General features: G+C 68.7%; 23 protein-coding genes and 1 tRNA gene. 8 read left to right on the top strand and 16 right to left on the bottom strand.

The window, feature by feature from the left end:
* Positions 1-3: 3 nt before the first annotated feature.
* The 6 genes from C8J24_RS11455 to C8J24_RS11430 all read right to left on the bottom strand — a co-directional run bounded on the left by C8J24_RS11455 (position 4) and on the right by C8J24_RS11430 (position 7,769).
* On the bottom strand, positions 4-1,656 hold the full coding sequence (locus tag C8J24_RS11455) for a hypothetical protein (RefSeq protein WP_107932413.1): 1,653 nt from the start codon (positions 1,654-1,656) through the stop codon (positions 4-6).
* On the bottom strand, positions 1,653-2,684 hold the full coding sequence (locus C8J24_RS11450) for an AAA family ATPase (RefSeq protein ID WP_107932847.1): 1,032 nt from the start codon (positions 2,682-2,684) through the stop codon (positions 1,653-1,655). Before C8J24_RS11450 ends, C8J24_RS11455 begins: the two co-directional genes overlap by 4 nt.
* A gap of 10 nt (positions 2,685-2,694) precedes the next feature.
* Positions 2,695-4,218, bottom strand: a complete 1,524-nt coding sequence (locus tag C8J24_RS11445; protein WP_107932411.1) for an XrtA system polysaccharide chain length determinant — start codon at positions 4,216-4,218, stop codon at positions 2,695-2,697.
* An 11-nt stretch (positions 4,219-4,229) separates the two neighbouring features.
* On the bottom strand, positions 4,230-4,874 hold the full coding sequence (locus C8J24_RS11440) for an XrtA/PEP-CTERM system exopolysaccharide export protein (RefSeq protein ID WP_107932409.1): 645 nt from the start codon (positions 4,872-4,874) through the stop codon (positions 4,230-4,232).
* A gap of 127 nt (positions 4,875-5,001) precedes the next feature.
* Positions 5,002-6,243: a pyridoxal-dependent decarboxylase, exosortase A system-associated gene (locus tag C8J24_RS11435; RefSeq protein WP_107932844.1), complete on the bottom strand. Its 1,242-nt coding sequence runs from the start codon at positions 6,241-6,243 to the stop codon at positions 5,002-5,004.
* The gene (locus tag C8J24_RS11430) at positions 6,243-7,769 is read right to left on the bottom strand and encodes an acyl-CoA ligase (AMP-forming), exosortase A system-associated (RefSeq protein ID WP_107932407.1); all 1,527 of its coding nucleotides are present in this window, start codon (positions 7,767-7,769) and stop codon (positions 6,243-6,245) included. The genes C8J24_RS11435 and C8J24_RS11430 overlap by 1 nt, the downstream gene beginning before the upstream one ends.
* 77 nt (positions 7,770-7,846) lie before the next feature.
* Here C8J24_RS11430 and C8J24_RS11425 point away from each other — a divergent pair, with 77 nt between their 5' ends.
* From C8J24_RS11425 to C8J24_RS11415, 3 genes are read left to right on the top strand one after another with little or no spacing between them, the layout of a single operon-like run.
* A complete protein-coding gene (locus tag C8J24_RS11425; protein ID WP_167396747.1) occupies positions 7,847-8,125 on the top strand; it encodes an acyl carrier protein in 279 nt (92 codons plus the stop codon).
* A gap of 11 nt (positions 8,126-8,136) precedes the next feature.
* Entirely contained in the window at positions 8,137-8,799 is a 663-nt protein-coding gene (locus tag C8J24_RS11420; protein WP_107932405.1) for an alpha/beta hydrolase family protein, read from the top strand.
* Positions 8,787-9,602, top strand: coding sequence for a hydrolase 1, exosortase A system-associated (locus C8J24_RS11415; RefSeq protein WP_107932404.1), 816 nt, complete (start codon positions 8,787-8,789; stop codon positions 9,600-9,602). The genes C8J24_RS11420 and C8J24_RS11415 overlap by 13 nt, the downstream gene beginning before the upstream one ends.
* 279 nt (positions 9,603-9,881) lie before the next feature.
* On the opposite strand, the gene trxB is transcribed toward C8J24_RS11415, so the two are convergent.
* Positions 9,882-10,850, bottom strand: a complete 969-nt coding sequence (trxB, locus tag C8J24_RS11410) for a thioredoxin-disulfide reductase (protein WP_107932402.1) — start codon at positions 10,848-10,850, stop codon at positions 9,882-9,884.
* 125 nt (positions 10,851-10,975) lie between these two features.
* Between trxB and C8J24_RS11405 the strand changes: the two genes are divergently transcribed.
* Genes C8J24_RS11405 through fdhD form a run of 3 tightly spaced genes read left to right on the top strand, consistent with a single transcriptional unit; the run spans position 10,976 to position 14,585 of the window.
* Positions 10,976-13,264 carry an FdhF/YdeP family oxidoreductase gene (locus tag C8J24_RS11405; RefSeq protein WP_107932399.1) on the top strand — a complete coding sequence of 763 codons (2,289 nt, stop codon included), beginning with the start codon at positions 10,976-10,978 and terminating at the stop codon, positions 13,262-13,264.
* Positions 13,171-13,776, top strand: a complete 606-nt coding sequence (gene mobA, locus C8J24_RS11400; RefSeq protein ID WP_244180634.1) for a molybdenum cofactor guanylyltransferase — start codon at positions 13,171-13,173, stop codon at positions 13,774-13,776. Before C8J24_RS11405 ends, mobA begins: the two co-directional genes overlap by 94 nt.
* Entirely contained in the window at positions 13,773-14,585 is an 813-nt protein-coding gene (gene fdhD / locus C8J24_RS11395; protein ID WP_107932397.1) for a formate dehydrogenase accessory sulfurtransferase FdhD, read from the top strand. The genes mobA and fdhD overlap by 4 nt, the downstream gene beginning before the upstream one ends.
* Here fdhD and C8J24_RS11390 read toward each other — a convergent pair.
* The 4 genes from C8J24_RS11390 to C8J24_RS11375 form a co-directional block, all read right to left on the bottom strand.
* Positions 14,564-14,640 (bottom strand) — tRNA-Met (locus C8J24_RS11390). The two genes, fdhD and C8J24_RS11390, sit on opposite strands and share 22 nt — an antisense overlap.
* 65 nt (positions 14,641-14,705) lie before the next feature.
* Positions 14,706-15,233: a 2'-5' RNA ligase family protein gene (locus C8J24_RS11385; protein ID WP_167396746.1), complete on the bottom strand. Its 528-nt coding sequence runs from the start codon at positions 15,231-15,233 to the stop codon at positions 14,706-14,708.
* 156 nt (positions 15,234-15,389) lie between these two features.
* Positions 15,390-17,237 (bottom strand): potassium transporter Kup, encoded by a 1,848-nt coding sequence (locus C8J24_RS11380; protein WP_107932838.1) that lies wholly within the window; start codon positions 17,235-17,237, stop codon positions 15,390-15,392.
* A 302-nt stretch (positions 17,238-17,539) separates the two neighbouring features.
* A complete protein-coding gene (locus C8J24_RS11375; protein WP_107932395.1) occupies positions 17,540-17,980 on the bottom strand; it encodes an Lrp/AsnC family transcriptional regulator in 441 nt (146 codons plus the stop codon).
* A 127-nt stretch (positions 17,981-18,107) separates the two neighbouring features.
* On the opposite strand from C8J24_RS11375, the gene ald reads away from it, so the two are divergent.
* Together ald and C8J24_RS11365 are read left to right on the top strand one after the other, a co-directional pair.
* Positions 18,108-19,214 (top strand): alanine dehydrogenase, encoded by a 1,107-nt coding sequence (ald, locus tag C8J24_RS11370; RefSeq protein WP_107932836.1) that lies wholly within the window; start codon positions 18,108-18,110, stop codon positions 19,212-19,214.
* Positions 19,215-19,266: 52 nt separating this feature from the next.
* Positions 19,267-19,485 carry a DUF3072 domain-containing protein gene (locus C8J24_RS11365; protein WP_031440730.1) on the top strand — a complete coding sequence of 73 codons (219 nt, stop codon included), beginning with the start codon at positions 19,267-19,269 and terminating at the stop codon, positions 19,483-19,485.
* Between the two features lie 77 nt (positions 19,486-19,562).
* On the opposite strand, the gene C8J24_RS11360 is transcribed toward C8J24_RS11365, so the two are convergent.
* The 5 genes from C8J24_RS11360 to ccmE are packed head-to-tail and all read right to left on the bottom strand — an operon-like array spanning position 19,563 to position 23,512.
* Positions 19,563-20,201: a tetratricopeptide repeat protein gene (locus C8J24_RS11360; protein WP_031440729.1), complete on the bottom strand. Its 639-nt coding sequence runs from the start codon at positions 20,199-20,201 to the stop codon at positions 19,563-19,565.
* Positions 20,201-20,635: a cytochrome c-type biogenesis protein gene (locus C8J24_RS11355; protein ID WP_107932393.1), complete on the bottom strand. Its 435-nt coding sequence runs from the start codon at positions 20,633-20,635 to the stop codon at positions 20,201-20,203. Before C8J24_RS11355 ends, C8J24_RS11360 begins: the two co-directional genes overlap by 1 nt.
* Entirely contained in the window at positions 20,632-21,159 is a 528-nt protein-coding gene (locus C8J24_RS11350) for a redoxin family protein (protein ID WP_031440727.1), read from the bottom strand. Before C8J24_RS11350 ends, C8J24_RS11355 begins: the two co-directional genes overlap by 4 nt.
* On the bottom strand, positions 21,156-23,069 hold the full coding sequence (locus tag C8J24_RS11345) for a heme lyase CcmF/NrfE family subunit (protein ID WP_107932391.1): 1,914 nt from the start codon (positions 23,067-23,069) through the stop codon (positions 21,156-21,158). The genes C8J24_RS11350 and C8J24_RS11345 overlap by 4 nt, the downstream gene beginning before the upstream one ends.
* Positions 23,066-23,512: a cytochrome c maturation protein CcmE gene (gene ccmE, locus C8J24_RS11340; RefSeq protein ID WP_107932389.1), complete on the bottom strand. Its 447-nt coding sequence runs from the start codon at positions 23,510-23,512 to the stop codon at positions 23,066-23,068. Before ccmE ends, C8J24_RS11345 begins: the two co-directional genes overlap by 4 nt.
* Between the last annotated feature and the right edge of the window lie 34 nt (positions 23,513-23,546).

The raw sequence follows: 23,546 nt of genomic DNA, 5'->3' as shown, positions 1-23,546 counted from the left end.
ATCCTAGAACTGATACCGTGCACCGAGCAGCGCCTGTGCGGACCAGTCGCTGTCGAACTCGCCGACCTTGAAGCTGTATAACCCGAGCGACGCGGTCGTGCCGAGCCGTCCGAAATTGCGGTAATAGGTGCCGGTCGCGCCATAGGACCAGACCCCGCCATCGCCTGCGGTGACGAAGCCGCCGCCGAGCTGGCTGTCGAAATAGTTCACGAACGCGGTCGCATTGATCCCCGATACCGAAGACAGCGACCGCGCGAAATAGAGCTGGCCGTAATAGCTCTCGTCCTCGAGGCCCGTGACGACGAGGCCGGGCGCGCCACGCGGCGCGAACAGCCGGCGATTGGCATAGCCGATCCCGCCGCCAAAGGTCGTCCGCCCGCGCGTCGCGACGAGCACCGCGTCGATCCCGCGCGCACGGTAGCTCGAGGTGGAGATCGACTGGAACACGTCGTCGAGGCAGCCGCCCGGCGCCGCGCCGGTCGCGCCGAACACGCAGCCGTTGAACTGCTGCGCGAAACCCTGGTTGGGCGCGAGGAAGCTGGTCGGCAGATTGGCGAGGCCGGTGCGCAGCTGGCGGCCGAAGGTCTGCACGCCGTCATAGACGTTGACCGCGACGCCGACGTCCTTCGACGCCTGGTAGGTCGCGGTGCCGGTAAAGCTGAGCGAGCCATAGCGTTCGCCGATCCGCGCCTCGACCGAGGTCCGCCGGTTCGGCCGCCAGATCACGCCCGCGTCGTAATAGAGCCCGTCGGTGCGATAGGCGATGCGGCGCGGCGATCCCGGCGCGGTCCGGAACCGGCCGTCGCGGTCGAGCACGGGGACGCCCGCGGCATCGACCAGCGCATCCTTCTGGCTCGTCTCGATCCATTCATAGCCGAGGCCCGCGGTCAGCGCGACATAGGGCGACACCGGCAGCACCGCGTCGCCGCGGCCGAAATAGCCCTGGTAGCGCTGGCTGAGCTGGCCGGCGGTCTCGCGGTCGAACCCCGCGCTTGCGGTCAGCCCGACCGGCAGCAGCGTGCCCGGCCGGAAGCCCGCGCTGGCCGTCGCGGTGTGGCCGATCGAATCGTCGTAATAATCGAGCCGCTGCCCGCCGGTCGCGGCGGTGCCGAAGGTCGGGGTCTCGACCTTGGTATAGCCCAGCCGGTAGTTGGCGTTGAGCGCGACGTCGCCCGCCTGCGCGGCGAAATTCGGCCCGCCATAGACGGCATAGACCTGCGCGATGTTCGAGACATTGCCGACCAGCACGCCGGGCGCGGCGCCGCGAATGTCCGACCGCGAGCGCGTGGCGATCCCGCCCGCTTCGAGCGAGAGGTTGCGCGTCAGCTGCGCCTCGACCCGCGCGAGGCCCGAATGGATGTCGGTGTCGCCAATATCGTCGTCATAGGCGAAGCGGCGTTCATAGCGATAGCTGACCTGCCCGTTGATCCGCGCGGTCGACACCGCGGCATCGACGCCCGCCGCGAGCGAGGTGTAGGTGAGCACGTCGCCGCCGCCGAGATCCGCGGTGAGGATCTGCGTCGCCTCGATATAGGGCCGGACGACGACGCGCCGCGCGCCCTGCCCGCTTCCAGACGCGGAGTCGGACTGGGCGAGCGCGGGCCCTGCGACGAACAGCGCCGCTGCGCCGCCGAGGATCAGGCGGACGTCGCTCACCGCGCGCCGCCTTGCTCGTAATAGCTGCCGAACCGCGCGCCGCCGGGGACGAACGACACCGCGTTGAGCACCAGCTGGATATGCTCGCAGCTGTCGAGCCGGTTGACCGCGGCGCGGACCTCGCTTTCGGGCGTGTGATCGGCGCGGACGACGAGCATGACCTGCCCGACCAGCATCGCGAGCACGCCCGCAGGCGACGCGGCGAGCGCGGGGGGCGAATCGAAGATCACGATCCGCCGCGGATCCGCCGCGAGCAGCCGCGCGAGCACCGCGCGGGTCCGCGCGCTGGCGAGCAGTTCGGTATCCATCGTGGTCCGGTCGCCTGCGGGCAGGATCGAGAGATGCGGCACGTCGGTGCGGATCACCAGCGTCTCGACGTCGATGCTCGTATCGGCCAGCGCATCGAGCAGGCCGGGACCATCGTCGAGCCCGAGCTGCCGCAGCACGTCGGGCTTGGCGACATCGGCATCGACCAGCAGCACCTCGGTATCGCGCTCCGCGGCGATCGAGAGTGCGAGGTTGATCGCACAGAAGGTCTTGCCGTCGTTCGGCCGCGCCGAGCAGACGAGAATCGTGCGCGCCTTGTCGGGCACCGCGCTGGCCTCGATCTGCGCGCGCGTGATCAGCAGCTGCCGCTTGATGAGGCGGAACTCCTCCGCCAGCGGACCGACCGGCGCGCCGGGCACCATCATGCCGTTCGCCGCCAGCATGCCGCGATCGATCATCGCCGTGTCGCTGGCGACGAACGGCAGATGAAACTCGTCGGGCAATTCCTGTCCGATCGGTGCGCGAAGCTCGGCCGGGATCGCGAGGAAGGTCGCATCGTCGGAGTCCGGCGCGTCGGCTTCGAACGCGGCAACGGGCTCGGCGGCAGGCTCAGGCGCGCGTGCCGGTTCGACCGGCGGCACCGGCGGCCGGGCCCGCACGTGCTGGTTGAAGTCATAGACCGTGGCGGCGCGTTCGAGCAGCGACGGCGCGCGTGGCGGCTCGCCGCTGGCTTCGTGCGATTCGGGGATCTTGCTACGCATGGTCACGTCCTCAGGCCGCCAGGCCACGCTGCAGAATCTCGACGCCCAGCAGCAGTACATAGGCGGCGCCGAGCGCTGCCGTGCCGCCGAGGAACATCCGGAACTGCTTGGCGCGCAACTCGGACTGAGTGCGCGTCACGACTTCGCCGATCGACCCGATCACCGGCATCCCCGCGACGCGTTCGAGCCGGGTGCTCGTCGCGAACGTGCCACGGAGCTGGCCGAGCAGGAACGCGCCGCCGATCCCGGCGCCGAGCCCGGCGATCAGTACGCCGGTCAGCAGCAGCATCCGGTTCGGTGCGCTCGGCTTTTGCGGCGTGGTCGGCGGGTCGATCACGCTGAACTTGACGCGATCGGTCTGCGACTGCGCCTGGCCGCGGAGCGCGATCTGTTCGCGCTGGGTCAACAGCTGGTCATACTGGTCCTTCAGCACCTGATAATCGCGGTCGATCGCGCCCTGTTCGGCGGCGACGGTCGGATCCTCGGACAGCTTGGCGTTGAGCTGGTCGAGATCGCCCTGCAGCTGCGCGCGGCGGATCCTGAGCGACGCGACCGCCGCCTGCTTGTCCGCCATCATCGCCTGCAGCGAGACATAGAGCGGGTTGGGCGACGAGCCCGCGCCGCTGCCGCCCGACAGCGGTTCGCCGCGCGCCGCCGCGGTCGCCTGCGCGAGCTGCGCGCGCAATGCGACCACGTCGGGATGGCTTTCGGTATAGCCGCGCGCGCGGGCGTCGGCGAGCTGCCCTTGGATCGCCGCCAGCCGGGCGCGTGCGGGTCCGGCTGCACCGGCGACGCCGCCGCTGCCCGCGACGGTCCGCGCGACGCCGGCCATCTGTCCCTGCACCGCGGCGAGTCCCGATTGCGCCGCGGCGAGATCGCCATCGACCTGCGCCATCTGCGACCGCGCGGCACCGATCCGGTCGGCGACCGACCCGGTGCCGGGCAGCGCGCCGAGATAGCGATTCTGGAAGTCGGCGCGCTTGGCCTCCGCGTCCTGGAGCTGCTTCTGCCGCTGCGCCAGCTGCTTGTCGAGGAAGCTGAGGCTCTGGCTGGTGCTCGTCCGGTCGCCTGCCAGATTGCCCTCGACGAAGATGTCGATCAGCTTCTGCGTGATCGTCCGCGCCAGCTTCGGACTCGCCGCGGTCGTCGCGATCTCGAACAGATTGTCCTGCGCCGACGTCACCTTGATCGACTGGGCGAGGCTGGCGACGCGGTCGGCGACGTCGCGGTCGCTGGCCACCGTGTTAGCGAGGTCGGTGCCGCGCACGACCTTCTCCAGATTGACCGCGGAGGTCAGCGTCTGGCGGATGGTGTCGATGTCGGTGCGGCTCGAGGCCGACGGCTGGTCAATGCTCGCGGGCAGCAGGTTCTGCATCTGGACGAACACGCGCGCGCGCGATTCATAGCGGCTCGGGATCTGCGACACGAACAGCCAGCCGAGGACGCACACGCCCCACGCGAGCGCGAGCGCGAGCCACCGCCGCGTCCAGATCGCGTGCAGCGCGACCCGCGCCTCGTCATAGATGCCGTTCATACCGCCACGCCTCAGAACATCGATTCGGGGATGATGATGACGTCACCGGGCTCAAGCCTGACATTGGCGGACGAATCGCCCTTTTTCAACAGGTTCGAGATTTGCAGCGAGAACTCGCTCTGCTTGCCGCTCGCCCGGTCGTAGCGCACCAGCCGCGCCTTGTTGCCCGCCGCATACTGGCTGAGCCCGCCGACCGCGATCATCGCGTCGAGCAGGGTCATGTTGGCGCGATAGGGGATCGAGGCGGGCTTTTCGGTCGCGCCGACGATGCGGACCTGCTGGCTGTAGGTCCCGCTGAAATTTTCGACGATGACCGAGACAATCGGGTTTTTGACATATTCGCCGAGCGCCTTCTTCATGTCGTCGGCGAGCTGGGCGGGCGTCTTGCCGACCGCGGACATGTCGTCGACCAAGGGCGTCGTGATCCGGCCGTCGGGACGGACCTGGACCTTCGACGACAGTTCGGGATTGCGCCAGACGAAGATGTTGAGCTGATCGAGCGGGCCGATCACATATTCCTCGCCCGGCAGTTCCTTGTTCGCGACATAGGCCGCGGGCGGCAGTTCGGGCGGACCGCCGGTGCTGCTGCAGGCGGCCAGCGACGACGCGGCGAGCCCCAGCGTGAACAGGGAACGGGAAACGGGTCCGGAACGCATGGGCACTGATCTCCTGGCGCCATCCCGCAACGGGTGTCCGATGGCCGGTTAAACTCGCACGGGCTATGCAGGGAAACAGGTGAAGATAGCGTTTAGGAGCGCCCCGCAACCCCGCCCGCCGCCACACTCATGGCTGGGGTTGGACTGAAGTAACGATCTCGAGCGCGGGTGGATGCCCGAGAAACGCCGCCGGGCTCGCGCTGGCGCCGTATGCGCCCGCCATGAAGATCGCGATCAGGTCGCCGGGCACGACCGGCGGCAGCGCGACGCGGTCGCCGAGCCGGTCGAGCGGGGTGCACAGCGGTCCCACGACCGACACCGCTTCCGCGGCGGCCGCCTCCCCCATTCGTGCGGCGACCGCGATCGGATAGTTGCGCCGGACCACGGTGCCGAAATTGCCGCTCGCCGCGAGCTGATGGTTGAGCCCGCCATCGACCACGACGAAGACTTCGCCCTGGCTGTGCTTCACGTCGATGACGCGGGTCAGGTACACGCCGGCCTCGGCGACCAGCCACCGCCCGAGCTCGATCGCGAACCGGGTGTCGCGCAGCACGACCGCGCGGGTTTCCAGTGCCGCGTGCAGCGCCGCGCCGACCCGCTCGACGTCGAGCACGACGTCGTTGGCGAAATAGGGCACGCCGAACCCGCCGCCCAGATTGACCAGCGGCGGCGCGACGCCCGCCGCATCGGCGAGTCGCGCGGCGAGGTCGAGCGTGGCCGCCTGCGTCTCGATGATCGCGCCCGCGTCGAGCGCCTGGCTGCCCGCATAGATGTGGAACCCGCGCCAGTCCGCGCCCGCCGCGACGATCTCGCGCACCAGCGCCGCCGCACGCTCCGCATCGACGCCGAAGGGCGAGGCGCGGCCGCCCATCCGCATCCCCGATCCGCGCAGTTCGATATCGGGGTTCACGCGCACCGCCATCCGCGGCGCGATGCCGAGCCGCGCGCCGATCGCGAACCCGCGCGCGGCCTCGCCCTCCGATTCGACGTTCAAGGTCGCGCCGGCGCGGATCGCCGCGGCGAGTTCGTCGTCGCGCTTGCCGGGGCCGGCGAAGCTGATCGCATGCGCCGGCTTGACCGCCAGCGCCATGCCGAGCTCGCCCGCCGACGCGACGTCGAGCCCGTCGACCAGCGGTGCGACCGCCGCGAGCAGGGCCGGGTGCGGGTTCGCCTTGATCGCATAATGCAGGTCGATCGCGGGCATCGCCGCGCGGAACCGCGCGATCCGCGCCGCGACGATGGCGCTGTCATAGACGAACAGCGGCGTGTCGCCGGCCTGTGCGACCCAGGCCGCCGCGGACTGCCCGCCGATCGTCAGTGCGCCCGACTGGTGCGCATATTCGGGCGGCAACGCCCCCATCGGCTTCATCATGCCCGTCCCTGTTCGTTGGCGGTCGACCATGCCCGGACCTCGGCCGCGATCGCGGACCGGTCGAGCTTGGCGTTGGCGTTGCGCGGCAGCGCGTCGCGCCACAGATAGCCCGCGGGCTGCATGAAGCTCGGCAGCGCGGTGCGCAACCGGGTCCTGAGCGCGGGCTCATCCGCCGCGTCGCCCGCGAGCATCACGACGATCGCCTGCCCCAGCCGCGGATCGGCCACGCCGACCGCGACCGCCTCGCGGGCTTCGTTGCCGGCGAGTACCGCCTCCTCGACCTCGAGCGGGCTGATCCGGTTGCCCGCGCTCTTAATCATCTCGTCGTCGCGGCCAACGAAGCGGAGCAGCCCGTCCGCGCCCTCGACCACCGTGTCGCCCGACCAGACCGCCATGCCGTTACCGTCGGGCGCGGGGCGGAAGCGCTGCGCGGTGCGCTCGGCATCGCGCCAATAGCCCTGCGCAACCAGCGGGCCGGCATGGACCAGCTCGCCCGGCTCGCCCGGCGCGGCGCGGGTGCCGTCGGGCCGGATCACCGACACCTGCGCGAACGGGATCGCGCGGCCCATCGCATCGGGGTGCGCGTCGATCAGCGCGGGGTCGAGATAGGTCGAGCGGAACGCCTCGGTCAGCCCGTACATCGCGTAGATATCCGCGCCGGCGAACCGCGCACGCAGCCCTGTGACGAGCCGCGGGGTCAGCGCGCCGCCCGAATTGGTCAGCCGCCGCAGCCGCGCCGCGGTCTCCGCCGGCCAGTCCGCCTCGAGCAGCTGCACCCAGAGCGGCGGCACCCCCGCCAGCGTCGTCGCGCCGACCCGCTCGACCGCCTTCACGACGTCGCGCGCGACCATATAGTCGATCGGCGCGACCGCGGCGCCCGCCGCCCAGGTTGAGAAGAGCTGGTTCTGGCCGTAATCGAACGACAGCGGCAGCACGCCCAGCACCCGGTCGTCGCGCGTGAGCTTCAGATAGTGCGCGACCGACACCGCGCCGAGCGACAGATTGGCGTGGCTCAGCATCACCCCCTTGGGCCGCCCGGTCGAGCCCGAGGTGTAGAGGATCGCGGCGAGCGTGGCCGGATCCGCATCGGACGGGCCCGGGCCGCCCTCGCGCTGCAGGTCGAGAACTGCCTCGTCGACGATTGCGCAATCCGCGGGCACGTCGCCCGGCTCGAGCGTCGCCGCGCGCGCGCCCTGCGTCACCAGCAGCGCAGCACCGCTGTCGGCGAGGATATGCGCCACCTGTGCGCGCCGCAGCAGCGGGTTGACCGGCACATGGAGCAGCCCCGCGCGCGCCGCTGCGAGCGGCATCACGCAGGCGACCCGCGTCTTGGGCAGCCAGGTCGCGACGCGCTCACCCTTCGCCAACCCCTGCCCCGCCAGCCAACCCGCGAGCGCGGCGACCGCGGTTTCGAGGTCGCGGAACGTCATCGTTCCTGCGCGGTCGATCAGCGCAACGTCGTCGGGGGCGCCCCGCGACGTCAGGTGGTCGATCGGAAACGGGACGGGGTCGGGCGAGGTCATGGATCCTCCATAGCGCCAAGCCGTTGCCGAATTCACCCCCACAGGCTAGCGGGACCCGGTTCGCAACGGTTCAGGCGATGCTCGTGATCTTCGAAGGTACTTCCCAGGTTGAAACGACGGTCCGCGCCGTCCTTGCCGACATCCTTGGCCTCGGCGCCGAGCGAGTCGCGGCATTCACCGACGACACGCCGTTGTTCGGCGCGCTCCCCGAACTCGATTCGATGGCGGTGGCGAGCGTGCTGACTGAGCTCGAGGACCGGCTCGGCATCCTGATCGAGGATGACGAGATCGACGGCGAGATGCTCGAGACGTTCGGCGCGCTCGTCCAGTTTGCGGCGCGCAAGGCGCTGGTCTAGCCTCGGCCGGGATGACCGGCCCCCGCTTCGATCGCTATGACTGGGCCGGCGGGCGCGAGGCGATGCTGCGCTTCGGCCCCGATGCCGGACCGCGGGTCGTCGCGGTGCTGCCGCTGTTCGAGGAGGCGAACCGGACGCGCGCGTTCCTCGTCGCGATGCTGCGCGCGCTGGCCGGGCGCGGGATCGGCAGCATCTTACCCGACCTGCCTGGTACCGGCGAGAGCGTGGTCGAGACGCGCGACCTGCGGTTGCCCGATCTGCGCCAAGCCTTTGCTGCGCTTGTCGGGACGCTCGGCGTGCCGGTTCACGCGGTCGCGATTCGGAGCGGTGCGCTTGTTGATTGCGACGCCAGTCTTGCCGGGCGATGGCGGCTCGCGCCGCAGTCGGGCGGTGACCTTCTGCGCGACCTGAACCGGATCCGTGCCGCGTCGACGATGCCCGACGAGGATGGGTTTGCGGGCAACAGCCTGTCCGCCACGCTGCTTGCCGATCTGCAGGATGCCGTACCGTACGCCGCATCGCGAACGGTTAAACTCGAGAGCGATCCGCGTCCGGCGGATGCGCGCTATCCCGGCGCGCCGCTGTGGCGACGGTCGGAACCGGGCAGCGACGCGGCACTCGCCGAGGTGCTCGCCGCCGATGTGGCCGGGTGGATCGCGACATGCGGCGGCTGATCACGGTCCCCTGCGAGGGCGAGACGCTGGTCGCGACGCTCGACGAGGCGGCGGGCGCGACCGGGGTGCTGATCGTGTCGGGCGGCAACGAGATCCGCAGCGGCGCGCACCGCGGCATGGCGATGCTCGCGCGGCGGCTGGCGGCCGGGGGTACGCCGGTGTTCCGCTACGACCGCCGCGGCATCGGCGATTCGAGCGGCGAGAATCGCGGCTTTCTGTCGGCGCAGGCCGATCTGGTCGCCGCCGCCGCCGCGTTCCGCGCCGCTGCGCCGCAGGTCACGCGGCTGGTCGGATTCGGCAATTGCGACGCCGCGAGCGCGCTCGCGCTGTTCGGGGGGGCGGCGGGGGTCGACCGGCTGCTCCTCGCCAACCCCTGGGTGATCGCGCCGACCGACGACCTGCCCCCCGCCGCCGCGATCCGTGCGCGCTATGCCGCGCGGCTGCGTGATCCGGCCGCGTGGCTCAGCCTGCTCCGCGGCGGGATCGATCTGCGCAAGCTGGTCCGGGGTCTGGTGAGGCTGTGGCGCGGGTCGGGGGAGGTCGAGGGCGACCTCGCCAGCCGGGTCTGCGGCGCGATCGACGGCTGGGCGGATCGCGTCGTCATCCTGCTCGCGACCGGCGATGCGACCGCGCAGGTGTTTGCGGCGCGCTACCGCGGCGCGGCGCGGATCGTGCGGCTGGCTACGGGTTCGCACAGTTTTGCTGGTTCCGCGAATGCCGCTGCGCTGGAGGCGGCGCTCAGGGCCGTGATCGACCGCACGGACGATGCGGACGCCGCCAGTTCCCCCCACTCGTCATCCTGACGAAAGTCAGGACCCAGGGTTACGGGCAGTGCCGTTCCTGGCTCTGGATCCTGACTTTCGTCAGGATGACGGAGGTTGGGATGGGACGCTGGCACTCCCCCGTCCGTCATAATGGCGAAAGGTGTGAGGGGAATACCGGCACCTCTCCTCTCGTCATCCTGACGAAAGTCAGGATCCAGGGTTACCAGCGGTGCCGTCTTTGACTCTGGATCCTGACTTTCGTCAGGATGACGGAGGGTGTGAAGGGCGCGGATCGGAAGGACGCACGCCCCCCGGCGTTTACTCCGCGGCTTCGGCCAGTTCTGCGAACTCCGCCGCCGCCAGGAACCGCTCGGCGTCGAGCGCGGCCATGCAGCCTGTGCCCGCTGCGGTCACCGCCTGGCGGTAGACCTTGTCCGCGACGTCGCCGCACGCGAACACGCCCTCGACGCTGGTGCGCGTGGAGCCGGTCTCGACCGAGATATAGCCGTCCGCATCGAGATCGATATGCCCGCGGAACAGCTCGGTCGCGGGGTGGTGGCCGATCGCGACGAAGCCGCCATCGACCGCGAGGCGCGAGCGTTCGCCCGTCACCGTGTCCTCGAGCTCGAGCGCCACCAGCCCGGCATTACCGCCGCCGTCGACGAATTCGCGGACTTCCTTGTTCCAAAGCACGGTCACGCCCTTGTGCGCGAACAGCCGCTCCTGGAGGATCTTCTCAGAACGCAGCGAATCGCGGCGATGGATCAGCGTCACGTCGGGCGAATGGTTGGTGAGGTACAGCGCCTCCTCGACCGCGGTGTTGCCGCCGCCGATCACCGCGACCTTCTTGCCGCGGTAGAAGAAGCCGTCACAGGTCGCGCACGCGCTGACGCCCTTGCCCTTCATCGGCTCCTCGCTGTCGATGCCGAGCCACTTGGCCTGCGCACCGGTCGCGATGACCAAAGTCTCGCCTTCATAGACGTCGCCGCTGTCGCCGGTCAGGCGGAACGGGCGGCTGCTGACGTCAACCTTGACGATCGTGTCCCACATCATCCGCGTGCCGACATGCTCGGCCTGCGCCTGCATCTGCTCCATCAGCCACGGGCCCTGGATGACGTCCTTAAAGCCGGGATAATTCTCGACATCGGTCGTGGTGGTCAGCTGGCCGCCGGGCTGGATCCCCTGGACGACGATCGGCGCCATCCCGGCGCGCGCGCCATAGATCGCGGCCGACAGCCCGGCAGGCCCGGAACCGAGAATGAGCATGCGGGTCGTGTGCGTCGTCATCGTGATATCCTTGGAGTTTCGGATCCCATCTAGGCGATGGCGCGTGCGATTTGAACCATCGCCACCGCAATCGGCGTGCATCGTTTGCCGCCCCGCTTCGTTGGAAGGCAAAAGCGGAGAGACGTATGAGCGACGACCGGACGATCGAGATCGAAGACTATACCGCACCTGCCGGCGGCTGGGGGTCGATGAAATCGCTCGTGGAGATATCCGCGCGCGAGAAGATCGGCCCTGAGGCGCTGCGCGAACTCACGCGACAGAACAAGCCCGAGGGCTTTGCGTGCGTCAGCTGCGCCTGGGGCAAGCCCGCGCACCCGCATGCCGCCGAATTCTGCGAGAATGGCGCTAAGGCGACCGCGTGGGAGCTGACATCCTACCGCGTGACGCCGGCCTTCTTCCAGGAGCATACGGTCACCGAGCTGCTCGGCTGGAAGGATTTCGATCTCGAACAGGCCGGCCGCCTGACGCATCCGCTGAAATATGACGCCGCGACCGACAAATATGCCGCGTGCAGCTGGGACGAGGCGTTCGCCGGGATCGGCGCGAAGCTCAAGACCTATGACCCGACCAAGGTCATCTTCTACGCCTCGGGTCGCGCGAGCCTCGAGACCTCGTACATGTACAGCCTCATGGCGCGGATGTACGGCAGCCAGAACCTGCCCGACAGTTCGAACATGTGCCACGAGACGACCTCGGTCGGGCTGAAGTCGGCGATCGGGTCCGCGGTCGGGACGATCCACCTCTCGGATTACGAGAAGTGCGATGCGATCTTCTATTTCGGGCAGAATCCGGGCGTGAACAGCCCGCGGTTCCTTCATCCGCTCCGCGACTGCGCCAAGCGCGGCGTCGAGATCGTCGTGTTCAATCCGCTGAAGGAGCGCGGTCTGGAGAAATTCCAGGATCCGCAGAATCCGCTGGAGATGGTCACCGGCAAGTCCACGCCGATCGCCTCGCAATATCATCAGGTGAAGACCGGCGGCGACGTCGGCGCGCTGATGGGGATGTGCAAATATCTGATCGAGGCGGATGATCGCGCGCGCGAACTCAACACGCTGAGGATCCTCGACCACGCCTTCCTCGCCGAGCACACCACCGGGTTCGAGAAGTTCGCGGATGTCGCGCGCGGCACCGACTGGGCGACGATCGAGCATGAGAGCGGGCTGTCGCGCGTCGAGATCGAATCGGCCGCCAAGGTCTATGCCAAGTCGAAGGCGGTCATCGCGGTGTACGGCATGGGCCTGACCCAGCATGTCGGCGGGATCGACAACGTGCATATGCTCGTCAACCTGATGCTGTTGCGCGGCAATATCGGCAAGCCCGGCGCGGGCATGGGCCCCGTCCGTGGCCATTCGAACGTCCAGGGTCAGCGCACCGTCGGCATCACCGAAAAGCCCGAGCTCGCCCCGCTCGACAAGCTCGCCGAGCAATATGGCTTCGAGCCGCCGCGCGAGCTCGGCTGGGACACAATCGCGTCGTGCGAGGCGGTGCTCGAGGGCGAGGCGCAGGCGTTCATCGGGCTCGGCGGTAATTTCGTCCGCGCGATCCCTGATCATGCGCGGATGGAGCCGGCGTGGCGCGGGATCGACCTGACGGTGCACATCGCGACCAAGCTCAACCGTTCGCACCTGCTGCCCGGCAAGACCTGCTATCTGCTCCCCTGTCTCGGCCGGATCGAGACGGACATGCAGGGTACCGGGCCGCAGAGCGTCTCGGTCGAGGATTCGTTCAGCCAGATCTATGGCTCGAAGGGCAAGGCGACGCCGGCCGCGGAGACGTTGCTGTCCGAGCCGGCGATCCTCGCGGGTATCGCCAAGGCGACGCTGGCGCCCAATCCGAAGCTCGACTGGGATGCGTGGGTGCGCGACTATGCGCGGATCCGCGATGCGATCGCCGAGACCTATCCGGACATGTTCTCCGACTTCAACGCCAAGATGTTTACCCCCGGCGGCTTCTGGAAGGGCGTGCCGGCGGCGCACCGCGAATGGCTGACCGAGAGCGGCAAGGCGGAGATCAACGTCCCCCACTCGCTCAACGTCACCGGGTTCGAGGAGAGCGAGGGCCGGTTCCGACTGATGACGCTGCGGTCGAACGATCAGTTCAACACGACGGTCTATGGCTATCACGACCGGTTCCGCGGCGTGAAGGGCACGCGCGACATCGTCTTCATGAACCGCAGCGACATGCTGCGCATGGGGCTGACCGATGGTGACGACGTCGATCTGGTCGGCGATGCGGGCGACAATGCCGACCGCCGCTTCAACAAGCTGCGCGTCGTCGAATATTCGATTCCGGAAGGGTGCGTCGGGGCCTATTACCCCGAGTGCAACCTGCTGATGCCGGTCGCGCACCATGCGCGCGAAAGCCATGTCCCGGCCGCCAAGTCGGTGCCGGTGCGGATCGAGAAGACGCGCTGAGCCCGCCCCGGATCCTCGGCGTCGTCCTGGCGGGCGGGCGATCGTCGCGGTTCGGGTCGGACAAGGCGCAGGCGCTGCTCGCCGGTCGTCGCCTTGCGGATCACGCCCGTGCGCTGCTCCGGCCGCATGTCGATGACGCGGTGGTCGCGGACCGGGATGGCCTGATCCGCGACCTGCCGGGGCCCGATCTGGGGCCGCTGGGGGGCATAGCGGGCGCGCTGCACCATGCGGCGGGGCTGGGCTACACCTCGGTCCTCACGATCGCCTGCGACGTGCCAGCGCTGCCCGACGGGCTGCTGGCGGCGCTCGCCCGCCGCGCGCCTGCCTTCTGCCCCGATGCGCCCGTGCTGGGCCATTGGGAGACCGCGTCCGCTGCCGCGCTGCTCGCGCATATCGAATCGTCGTCGCGCCGGTCGGTGCGCGGCTGGGCGGAGGCGATCGGCGCCTTGCCGATCCCCGCGCATGGGATCATCCCCAACATCAACACCCCCGAGGACATGGCCGCGCTGTGACGACTGCCCGTACCGAAGCGATCACCATCTTGCGCCCCGACGCCGTCGCGGCGGGCACGCGCGCGATCGCGATCGAGGTGCCCGTCGCGATCGAGGTCGACGGGCTTGGCTATGCGGTGATGATGATGACGCCCGCCGACCTGCCCGCCTTCACCACCGGCTTCCTGCTGACCGAGCGGCTCGCCGACAGCGCCGACGACGTGCGCGATATCGACGTCTTCGAGGCGGAGGCGGGCTGGATCGTCCGGGTCGGCCTGTCGGAGCGGTGCAGGGGGCGGATCCACGACCGCGTCCGCCACCGGACCAGCGACACGTCCTGCGGGCTGTGCGGCATTTCCGGGCTCGAACAGTTGCGCAAGCCGGTGGCGGGTACCCCGCCCCGCCCCGACGTGCCCGTCACCGCGATCTTCGCCGCGCTGGCCGGGCTGCGCGCGCACCAGCCGCTCAATGCCGCGACGGGGGCTATCCATGCTGCCGCCGCCTCCGACCGGTCGGGAGCCGTACTGGCCGCCTATGAGGATGTCGGCCGCCACAATGCGCTCGACAAGCTCGTCGGCGGGCTGGCGATCCGGTCGAGCGAGCCCCCCGCCTTCATCCTCGTCACCTCGCGGATCAGCTTCGAGATGGTCGACAAGGCGCTGGTCGCAGGCGTGGCGATGCTGGTCGGGATTTCCGCGCCGACCAGTCTCGCGATCGATCACGCGCGCACGCACGGCCTGACGCTGCTCGCGCTCGCCCGCAGCGACGCGATCCTGGTCGTCAACGACCCGTTCGGTGTGTTTGAAAATGGTAGCGAAGGAGGGACTTGAACCCCCGACCCCAGGATTATGATTCCCGTGCTCTAACCAACTGAGCTACTTCGCCGTACCGTCTGCGGGGAAGCATTCTTCCCTGCGAGGCGCGGCCTATAGGAAGCGGATCCGAGGCGGTCAAGCAAACATGTGACGCGAAATCGCTTCCCAGGGCCCGCCGCGATACCACCAGGCGCCGAGCCCGGCGATTTCGACGTCCCGCGCCACGAAGTCGCGCTGCAGATTGCCGAGCAGCAGCTTGGCGACCGACGGGTTGACCTTGTTCTGGATCGTGACGTGCGGACGCCAGCCGCCCGCGTCCTGCGGCGTCAGCATCCCCGTAAACGCATCGGCCAGCCGCGCGCGGATCCCGACCAGTTCGGGCGATTCGATCCGGTAGGCGACACCACGCCCCAGCGACATCAGCCCGCCGATCCGCGCCCGCGGCGCCGGCAGCCCGCGCGTCTCCTGATTCAGCCGGTGCTTGAGCTCGTCGAGCCCCGAGGGCGGCAGGTGATGGAACAGCGTCAGGTGCGAATCGAGCTGGTTGCGCTCGGGCGGGAAATGCTCGCGCCGCATCGCGTCGAAGAACGCGGTGTCCTGGCGGCCGAACAGCGCGGTGACGATGATCGGGGCGACTTCGGTCACTTGCGTGGTATTTCCCATTATATTCAATCCCTCCCCGGCGGAGGCCGGGGTCCAGTTGGGAAACGTTGCTGACGTAGGCCGCGCTCCGTCACTGCGACCTTTCCACCTGGACCCCGGCCTCCGCCGGGGAGGTGCAAGTGTTCGGCAGCGAGCGGTGGCGTTACAACAATCCGATCAAATCTCGATCTGGCTGCCGAGCTCGACGACGCGGTTGGTCGGCAGGCGGAAGAATTCCATCGCGCTTTCGGCGTTGCGCAGCATCCACGCGAACAGCTTCTCGCGCCACAGCATCATTCCCGGCTTGTCCGAAGCGAGCAGCGTCTGGCGCGAGAGGAAGAAGCTGGTGTCCATCATCTTGAAGTCCGCGCCGCAGCTGTGCACCTGGCGGAGCGCGGCGGGGACGTCGGCATCCTCCATGAAGCCGTAGCGCAGGATCAGACGGTGGAAGCCGTCGCCCAGCTCGTCGCGCACCGCACGGTCGTGCGCGGGCCAATAGGGCTGGCCCACGATCTTGACGGTCAGCAGGATCACGCGCTCGTGCAGCACCTTGTTGTGCTTGAGGTTGTGGAGCAGCGCATGCGGCACGCCGTCGGAGGTCGAGGTCATGAAGACCGCGGTCCCCGGCACGCGCGACGCGGAGTTCGCCGCCGAGCCGATGAACACCTTGATCGGCATCGCCGCCTCGCGCATCCGGTCGATCATCAGCTGCCGCCCCTTCGACCAGGTCGTCAGGAAGGTGAAGATGATGAGGCCGATCAGCAGCGGGAACCAGCCGCCATCGGGCACCTTGGTCAGGTTCGCCGCCAGATAGGCGCCGTCGACCAGGAAGAAGATCGCGAGCAACGGGATCGCCGCGATCTTCGGCCAGTTCCACAGGCGGAACAGCACGACGCCGAGCAGGCAGGTGTCGATGAGCATCGCCCCCGTCACCGCGATGCCGTAAGCGCTGGTCAGGTTCGACGATGTGCGGAAGAACAGCACCAGCAGGATCACCATCACCATCAGCGCGCCGTTGACCAGCGGGATGTAGATCTGACCCGCGGTCGCGGCACTGGTATGCTCGATCCGCAGCCGCGGGATGAAGCCGAGCTGGATCGCCTGTTGCGTGACCGAGAACGCGCCCGAGATCACCGCCTGCGACGCGATCACCGCGGCCATCGTCGCGAGGAGGACGAGCGGCAGCTGGAGGCTTTCGGGGGCGAGATTGTAGAACGGGCTGACGAGCGCCGCCTGCCCGTCGCGGAACAGCAGCGCGCCCTGCCCCATGTAATTGAGGATCAGCGCGGGCAGCACGAAGAACAACCAGGAGATGCCGATCGGCCGGCGACCGAAATGCCCCATGTCCGCATAGAGCGCCTCCGCGCCGGTCACCGCGAGCACGACCGAGCCGAGCGCGAGGAAGGCGCGGGTCGGGTCGATCAGGAAGAACTCGACCGCATAATGCGGCGAAAAGGCCCAGAGCACGCCCGGCGTCTGGATGATGCTGAGGATGCCGAGCACCGCGATGACGCTGAAATACACCAGCATGATCGGCCCGAACACCATGCCGATTCGCGCGGTGCCGCTCTTCTGGACCCAGAACAGCGCGATCAGGATCGCGATCACGATCGGCAGGACGAGCCCGGCGAAGCTCGGCGCGGCGACCGCGAGCCCCTCGACCGCGGACAGCACCGACACCGCGGGGGTGATCATGCTGTCGCCGTAGAACAGCGCGGTCGCGAAGACGCCGAGCAGGATGATCCCCTTGCTCCAGCGCCGCGTCTTGGTCTTGCCCGAGACGAGCGCGAGCAGCGCGAGACTGCCGCCCTCGCCCTTGTTGTCCGCGCGCATGATGATGATGACGTATTTCACCGTCACGACGATCATCATCGACCAGAACATCAGGCTGATGACGCCCATGATGTGCGCCGAATCGAGCGCGAGCTTGTGGTGCCCGGCGAATGTCTCGCGGAATGCGTAGAGCGGGCTCGTGCCGATATCGCCGAAGACGATGCCGATCGCGCCAAAGGCGAGTTTCAGCATGCCGTCCGCATGATGGTGGCCGGTATCCGGATCAAGTCCGGCGGGGGGCACGGTCGAGGCCGCGGCTGTGGGATCGACGCTCACTGGACGGTGAATCGACCCGGAAGTGCAGCAATCATCATCGAAATTCCGATTTCACCCTGTGCCCCAAGCTGGCGCATTTAGCATGGGGGTTGGAGAGCGGCAACGGGACCGCCGGCAACGTGGATTAACCGGGGCTGATCATGCCGCCTCGCCTGTTTGCGGCAGGAGGCTATCAGTAACGGGCATTGCCGTGCTTGGCCAACGTGCGCGAGAAAACGTCAGCGCGTGACGACTTCGCGAATCACGAAATGCGAGGCCAGCCGCGTGACGCCGGGCAGTTGCGACAGCGTCTCGCGGTGGATGCGTTCGAACGTCTCGCCGCGGCGGAGCTCGACGTGCAGCATGTAATCCGCCTCGCCGCTCATCAGGAAACATTGCACGACCTGCGGACAGCTGACGATCTCCGCCTCGAACGCCGCCATCGTCTCTTTGCGCTGGTCGCGGAGCGTGACGTTGACCAGGACGATGCTCGGATCGCCGCGCGCCGCGCGCGACAGGATCGCGCGATAGCCGGTGATCGCGCCACTCTCACGCAGCTGCGCGACGCGGCGATGCGCCGCGCTTGGCGACAGCCCCACCGCCTCGCCCAGCTCGGCGCTCGTCAGGTCGGAGTTGGCCGCCAGCAGGTCCAGGATCCTGCGCTCGATCGCGATACTCACAAATTTCCCGCTTCGTCATGTCTGAGTGCAATATTCTCCCGAATATGATAGGGCAGCGGGACGGCTTTGCGAACCCTTCCCGGTCGATGCGCGCTACACTGCGGTCAAAGATAATGGAGTGGAAATGATGCGCGTCGGTGTTCCCAAGGAAATCAAGAATCACGAATATCGCGTCGGCCTGACCCCGCCGTCGGTCGCCGAGCTGGTCGCCGCGGGCCATGAGGTCGTCGTCGAGACTCAGGCAGGCTCGGGCATCGACTTCGAGGACCAGGATTATGTCGACGCGGGCGCGACGATCCTGCCGACCGCCGCCGCGGTGTTCGCCGCCGCCGACATGATCGTGAAGGTCAAGGAGCCGCAGCCGGTCGAGATCGCGATGCTCGAACCGCGCCACCTGCTCTTCACCTATCTCCACCTCGCCGCAGACAAGCCGCAGGCCGAAGGCCTGATGAAGTCGGGCGCGACGTGCATCGCGTACGAGACCGTCACCGACCATCGCCGCGGCCTGCCGCTGCTGAAGCCGATGTCCGAGGTCGCGGGCCGCATGTCGGTGCAGGTCGGCGCGCATTATCTCGAGAAGGAACAGGGCGGACGCGGCGTCCTGCTCGGCGGCGTCCCCGGTGTCGCGCCTGCCAAGGTCGCGATCCTCGGCGGCGGCGTCTCGGGCGTCAACGCCGCGCAGATGGCGGTCGGCATGCGTGCCGACGTGACGATCTACGACATCTCGAACGACCGCCTCGCCGAGCTCGACATGTTCTTCTCGAGCCAGATCAAGACCGCCTATGCGTCGAAGGCCGCGATCGCGGCGGCGGTGAAGAACGCGCATCTCGTGATCGGCGCGGTGCTCGTCCCCGGCGCGGCGGCCCCCAAGCTGGTCACGCGCGAGATGCTCAAGACGATGAAGCGCGGTTCGGTGCTGGTCGACATCGCGATCGACCAGGGTGGCTGTTTCGAGACGAGCCATGCGACCACGCATGAGGATCCGGTGTTCGAGGTCGACGGCGTGATCCATTACTGCGTCGCCAACATGCCCGGCGCGGTCGCGCGCACCTCGGCCTTCGCGCTCAACAACGCGACGCTGCCGTTTGCGCTGAAGCTCGCCAATCTGGGTGCGGAGACCGCGATGAAGGACGACCCGCACCTCGCCAACGGGCTCAACGTCTACAAGGGCAAGATCGCGTACAAGGCGGTCGCGGATGATCTGGGTTTACCTTACGAAGCTTGGTCGAATTAAGCGGGAACGGATGCGGAACACGGGGGTTGGACAGGCGGAAGGAATTTCACGCATGTCCGACACCCCGAACCCCAAGTCCGAGCCCTTTTCGAACGCCGAGAAGGATCCGCACGACTGGACGACCGGCGACGAGAAGATGACCGGTGCACAGGCCAGCTATCTGAAGACGCTGTCCGAAGAGGCGCATGAGGAATTCGACGAATCGCTGTCGAAGGCCGATGCCTCGCTCAAGATCGACGAGCTTCAGGGCAAGACCGGTCGCGGCCAGTAAGCCCTTTTCGGCACGGAACGGGACCCAGGATCCCCGGCATCGCGCCGGACGATCCGGGTCCCGTTTTGCGTCGGTGACTAGCTCGCCGGAGCGGCGTCCTGTGCGGCCATCACCTGATCGAGCAGCGCGAGGCGGACCGCGATCTCGTCGTGATAGGACACGCTTTTCGGGGTCAGCGCGAGCGCGCGGGCCCAATAGGGTCGTCCCGCCGCGAAATTGCCCGACCGGACATAGGCGAGGCCAAGGAAGAAGGGCGGCGCCGGGTGGCGCGGTGCGATCCGCATCGCCTGCTGGAACGCGAACAGCGCCGGCGGCGAGACCTGATCGCCGTCATGCGCGGCCAGCGCATTGGCGAGCCCGGTCCACAGGACGAGGCTTTTCGGCGCGACGCGGATCCCGCCGAGCAGGACCTTCACCGCCGCGCGACGCTCGCCGATCCGCGTCATCGCATCCGCCGCGACCAGATAGGCGGCGGCACCGGTATAGCGTTCGAGCATCTTGTCGCGCAGCTCGATCATCGACCCGTCATCAGGCGTGATCGTCGTGCCCGTCACGACCGGATGCCCGGCGAGCCCGGGCTCGCCCTGCAGCGCATAGCCCGCCGCACCGAGCATCAGCGCGGCGGCGACCATCGACCAGAGCAGCCGGTCGACCCTCAGCACCGCCAGCAGCGCGAACGCCCCGACCGCGATGATCCCGAGCCAGAGCCAGCCCATCAGCGCGTCCTCCGGCGGAAACTCGACCGCGCGATCCACGCGCCGATCGCCAGCAGCGCGATCGGCGCCAGCCATAGCGGCCAGGTCAGCCCCGACAGCGGCGGGTCATAGGTGACATAGTCGCCATAGCGCGACACCAGCCAGTCGCGGACCGAGGCGGGCGTCTCGCCGCGTGCAATCCGTTCGCGGACCAGCGCACGCATGTCGGCGGCCATGTCGGCATCGCTGTCCGCGATCGACTGGCCCTGGCAGACGAGACAGCGCAGCGTCTCCATCAGCGCCTTGGCGGAGGCTTCCTTGGCGGGGTCGGCGAGCTGGACATTGGCGTAATGCGCAGGCGGCGTGACGGGCTGCGCGGCGGCGGGCGCGGTGCAGAACAGCAGCGTCGCGACCGTCGCGCCTGCCGCCAGCGCCAAGCTCAACCGCCCGCTCATCGGGCTTCCCTCACGGCCTGAACGATCTCGCCGATATTGTCCTCGCGGATGTCGCCGATGATCTGCTTGACGACGATCCCGCGGCCATCGACCACGAAGGTCTCGGGCACGCCCGACGAGCCGAGCGCGAGCTGGACCCGGCTCGCGGTGTCGCTGCCGATCCGCGCATAGGGATCGCCGTTGCGGCGCAGGAAGCCGGCGATCGCGGGCGTGGTGTCGCGGATCGCGATCGCGTCGATCGGGATACCCATCGTCTTCAGCCGCATCAGATGCGGGGCCTCGGCGATGCAGGGCACGCACCAGCTGGCGAACACGTTGAGCAGCCGCGGCTGACCGCCCTTGAACGAGGCGCTGGTCAGCCCCGGCTTGCCCGGCACCATCGCGGGCAGCGCGAAGTCGGGCAGCGGCTTGCCGACCATCGCCGAGCGCACGACCTTGTCCGCCGGCCGGAACAGCCCGCTCGCCACCACCGCGAACAGCAAGGCGAAGATCGCCAGCGGCGCCCAGAGCGCGAACCGCTTCATGCCCAGGCCGCCCGGACCGCGCTGCGCCGTTCGCGACGCAGCCGCCCGACCAGCGACAGCGCCCCGCCCAGCGCGATCAGCACGCCACCGAACCAGATCAGCGTCACGAACGGCTTCCACCACAGCCGCAGCTGCCACCGCCCCTGCCCGTCGGGCTGGCCGAGCACGGTATAGAGCTGGCCGTCGAGCGCGGTCAGGATCGCCGATTCATTGGTGCTGGTCGGCGGGTTGGCGAAGAAGCGGAGCTGCGGGTGGAGCCGCGTGCTGTCATCGCCACGCGTCGCGGTCAGCTGCGCCTCGAGCGCGGACCAGTTCTCGCCGATCACCGGCGAGATCCCGTCGAGCGTGACGCTATAGGGCCCCACGCGCGCCGCTTCGCCCGCGCGCACCGCGACCAGCGTTTCCCTGGTGAACGCGCTGTCCGACGCCATGCCGGCCAGGCTGACCGCGATGCCGAGATGCGCGAGGACCATGCCATAGGTAAACATCGGCGTGCGCCGGAGATTGCGCTTCCACAGGGGCGCGACGCTGGCGACTGCGAGGCCTGCCGCGAGGCTGAGCCCGGCCCAGGGCAGCACGCCCGGCCAGACGAACAGCAGCGCGACCGCCGCCACCACGGTCGCCGCGATCGGCAGCGCGACCCGGCCGACGACCGCCCTCGCCTCGTCGCGACGCCAGCGCAGCAGCGGCCCGACCGCCATCACCGCGACCAGCGCCAGCGCGATCGGCCCCGCCGCCTTGTTGAAGAAGGGTGGTCCGACCGACAGCTGCACGCCGAAGCTGGCGGCGACGATCGGGTAGAGCGTGCCGATCAGGACGATGCCGAGGATCACCGACAGCAGCAGATTGTTCGCGACCAGCCCGCCCTCGCGGCTGACCGGATCGAAGGTCGTGCCCGCGCGCACGGTCCCGATCCGCGCGGCGAACAGAGCGAGCGCGCCGCCGATATAGATGGCGAGCAGCGCGAGGATGAACGCGCCGCGCTCCGGATCGACCGCAAAGGCGTGGACGCTGGTCAGGATGCCCGAGCGCACCAGGAACGTGCCGATCATCGACATCGAGAAGGCGACCACCGCGAGCATGATCGTCCACGCACGCAGCCCGTCGCGCGTCGCCAGCACCGTCACCGAATGGAGCAGCGCGGTCGCCGCGAGCCACGGCATCAGCGACGCATTCTCGACCGGATCCCAGAACCACCAGCCGCCCCAGCCGAGCTCGTAATAGGCCCAGTAGCTGCCAGCAGTGATGCCGAGCGTCAGGAAGATCCACGCGATCAGCACCCAAGGGCGCATCGCTTTGGCGAAGCCCGGTCCGACGTCACGCGTGACCAGCGCACCGACCGCGAACGAGAAGGCGACCGAAAGCCCGACATAGCCGGTGTAGAGCGTCGGCGGGTGGAACGCCAAGCCGGGGTCCTGGAGCAGCGGGTTGAGCCCCAGCCCGTCGGGTGCCGCCGGGGTCAGCCGTGCGAACGGGTTGGAGGAGAAGAGCAGGAACGCATAAAAGCCGAGCGCGATCGTCGCCTGCGCACCGAGCGTCGCGACTAGGGTGCGTTCGGGAAGCGAGCGTTCGAAGATCGCGACCGCGCCGCCCGCCAGCCCCAGGATCGTCACCCAGAGCAGCATCGACCCCTCGTGATTGCCCCAGGCACCGGCGAACTTGTAAAGCCAGGGTTTCGCCGAATGGCTGTTCTCGACGACCAGCTTCACCGACATGTCTGAGTTGAGGAACAGGTTGATCAGCAGCGCCATCGCCAGCGCGGCGAGCACGCCCTGGACGATCGCCACCGGCCGCACCGCCGCGGCAACGTCGTCGCGGCCGCGCGCGATCCCGATCACCGCCATCGCCAGCTGCAGCGCCGCCAGCGCGCCGGCCAGCCAGAGCGCCGCGAGTCCGGCTTCGGCGATCATGAGCCGCGATCCGGTGCCAGCGTCTTGGTCTCGTGCATCTTGCCCGCCATTTCAGGCGGCATGTATTTCTCGTCATGCTTGGCGAGCAGGTTTGACGCGACGAAGCGGCCGTCCGCCTGGAACTGCCCCTCGGCGACGACCCCCGATTTCTCGCGGAACAGGTTCGGGACGATCCCGGCGAAGACAACAGGCGTAGTTGCGGCGCCGTCGGTGACGGTGAAGTGGACGGTGACGCCGTCCGCGGCGCGCTTGACCGATCCGTCCGCGACCATGCCGCCGAGCCGGACCGCGCGACCGAGCGGCAGCCCGTCGCGCTTCACGTCGGACGGTGCATAGAAGAACGACGCCTGGTCCTTCAGCGCGGACAGAGCGAGCAGCCCCGCGACGACGACCGCGCCGAGCGCCAACAGCGCGAGGGTGAGCCGCTGATGCTTGGCCTTCATCGCTCCGCCTTCCGCATCGCCAGATAGCTGAGCA

This window comes from Sphingomonas aerolata (assembly GCF_003046295.1).
GTDB lineage: Bacteria > Pseudomonadota > Alphaproteobacteria > Sphingomonadales > Sphingomonadaceae > Sphingomonas > Sphingomonas aerolata.
Note: the sequence above shows the minus strand (reverse complement) of the source record. Positions and strands in the feature narration are given on the sequence as shown.

Coding starts and splice junctions, on each gene's coding strand:
- ald (WP_107932836.1), top strand. CDS start 18,108: ATGCGCGTCGGTGTTCCCAAGGAAATCAAGAATCACGAATATCGCGTC.
- C8J24_RS11415 (WP_107932404.1), top strand. CDS start 8,787: ATGCGGCGGCTGATCACGGTCCCCTGCGAGGGCGAGACGCTGGTCGCG.
- C8J24_RS11420 (WP_107932405.1), top strand. CDS start 8,137: ATGACCGGCCCCCGCTTCGATCGCTATGACTGGGCCGGCGGGCGCGAG.
- ccmE (WP_107932389.1), bottom strand. CDS start 23,512: ATGAAGGCCAAGCATCAGCGGCTCACCCTCGCGCTGTTGGCGCTCGGC.
- C8J24_RS11385 (WP_167396746.1), bottom strand. CDS start 15,233: ATGGGAAATACCACGCAAGTGACCGAAGTCGCCCCGATCATCGTCACC.
- C8J24_RS11425 (WP_167396747.1), top strand. CDS start 7,847: ATGCTCGTGATCTTCGAAGGTACTTCCCAGGTTGAAACGACGGTCCGC.
- C8J24_RS11345 (WP_107932391.1), bottom strand. CDS start 23,069: ATGATCGCCGAAGCCGGACTCGCGGCGCTCTGGCTGGCCGGCGCGCTG.
- C8J24_RS11350 (WP_031440727.1), bottom strand. CDS start 21,159: ATGAAGCGGTTCGCGCTCTGGGCGCCGCTGGCGATCTTCGCCTTGCTG.
- C8J24_RS11450 (WP_107932847.1), bottom strand. CDS start 2,684: ATGCGTAGCAAGATCCCCGAATCGCACGAAGCCAGCGGCGAGCCGCCA.
- C8J24_RS11430 (WP_107932407.1), bottom strand. CDS start 7,769: ATGACCTCGCCCGACCCCGTCCCGTTTCCGATCGACCACCTGACGTCG.
- trxB (WP_107932402.1), bottom strand. CDS start 10,850: ATGACGACGCACACGACCCGCATGCTCATTCTCGGTTCCGGGCCTGCC.
- C8J24_RS11445 (WP_107932411.1), bottom strand. CDS start 4,218: ATGAACGGCATCTATGACGAGGCGCGGGTCGCGCTGCACGCGATCTGG.
- C8J24_RS11365 (WP_031440730.1), top strand. CDS start 19,267: ATGTCCGACACCCCGAACCCCAAGTCCGAGCCCTTTTCGAACGCCGAG.
- C8J24_RS11435 (WP_107932844.1), bottom strand. CDS start 6,243: ATGAAGCCGATGGGGGCGTTGCCGCCCGAATATGCGCACCAGTCGGGC.
- C8J24_RS11405 (WP_107932399.1), top strand. CDS start 10,976: ATGAGCGACGACCGGACGATCGAGATCGAAGACTATACCGCACCTGCC.
- C8J24_RS11355 (WP_107932393.1), bottom strand. CDS start 20,635: ATGAGCGGGCGGTTGAGCTTGGCGCTGGCGGCAGGCGCGACGGTCGCG.
- C8J24_RS11360 (WP_031440729.1), bottom strand. CDS start 20,201: ATGGGCTGGCTCTGGCTCGGGATCATCGCGGTCGGGGCGTTCGCGCTG.
- C8J24_RS11440 (WP_107932409.1), bottom strand. CDS start 4,874: ATGCGTTCCGGACCCGTTTCCCGTTCCCTGTTCACGCTGGGGCTCGCC.
- C8J24_RS11380 (WP_107932838.1), bottom strand. CDS start 17,237: ATGCTGAAACTCGCCTTTGGCGCGATCGGCATCGTCTTCGGCGATATC.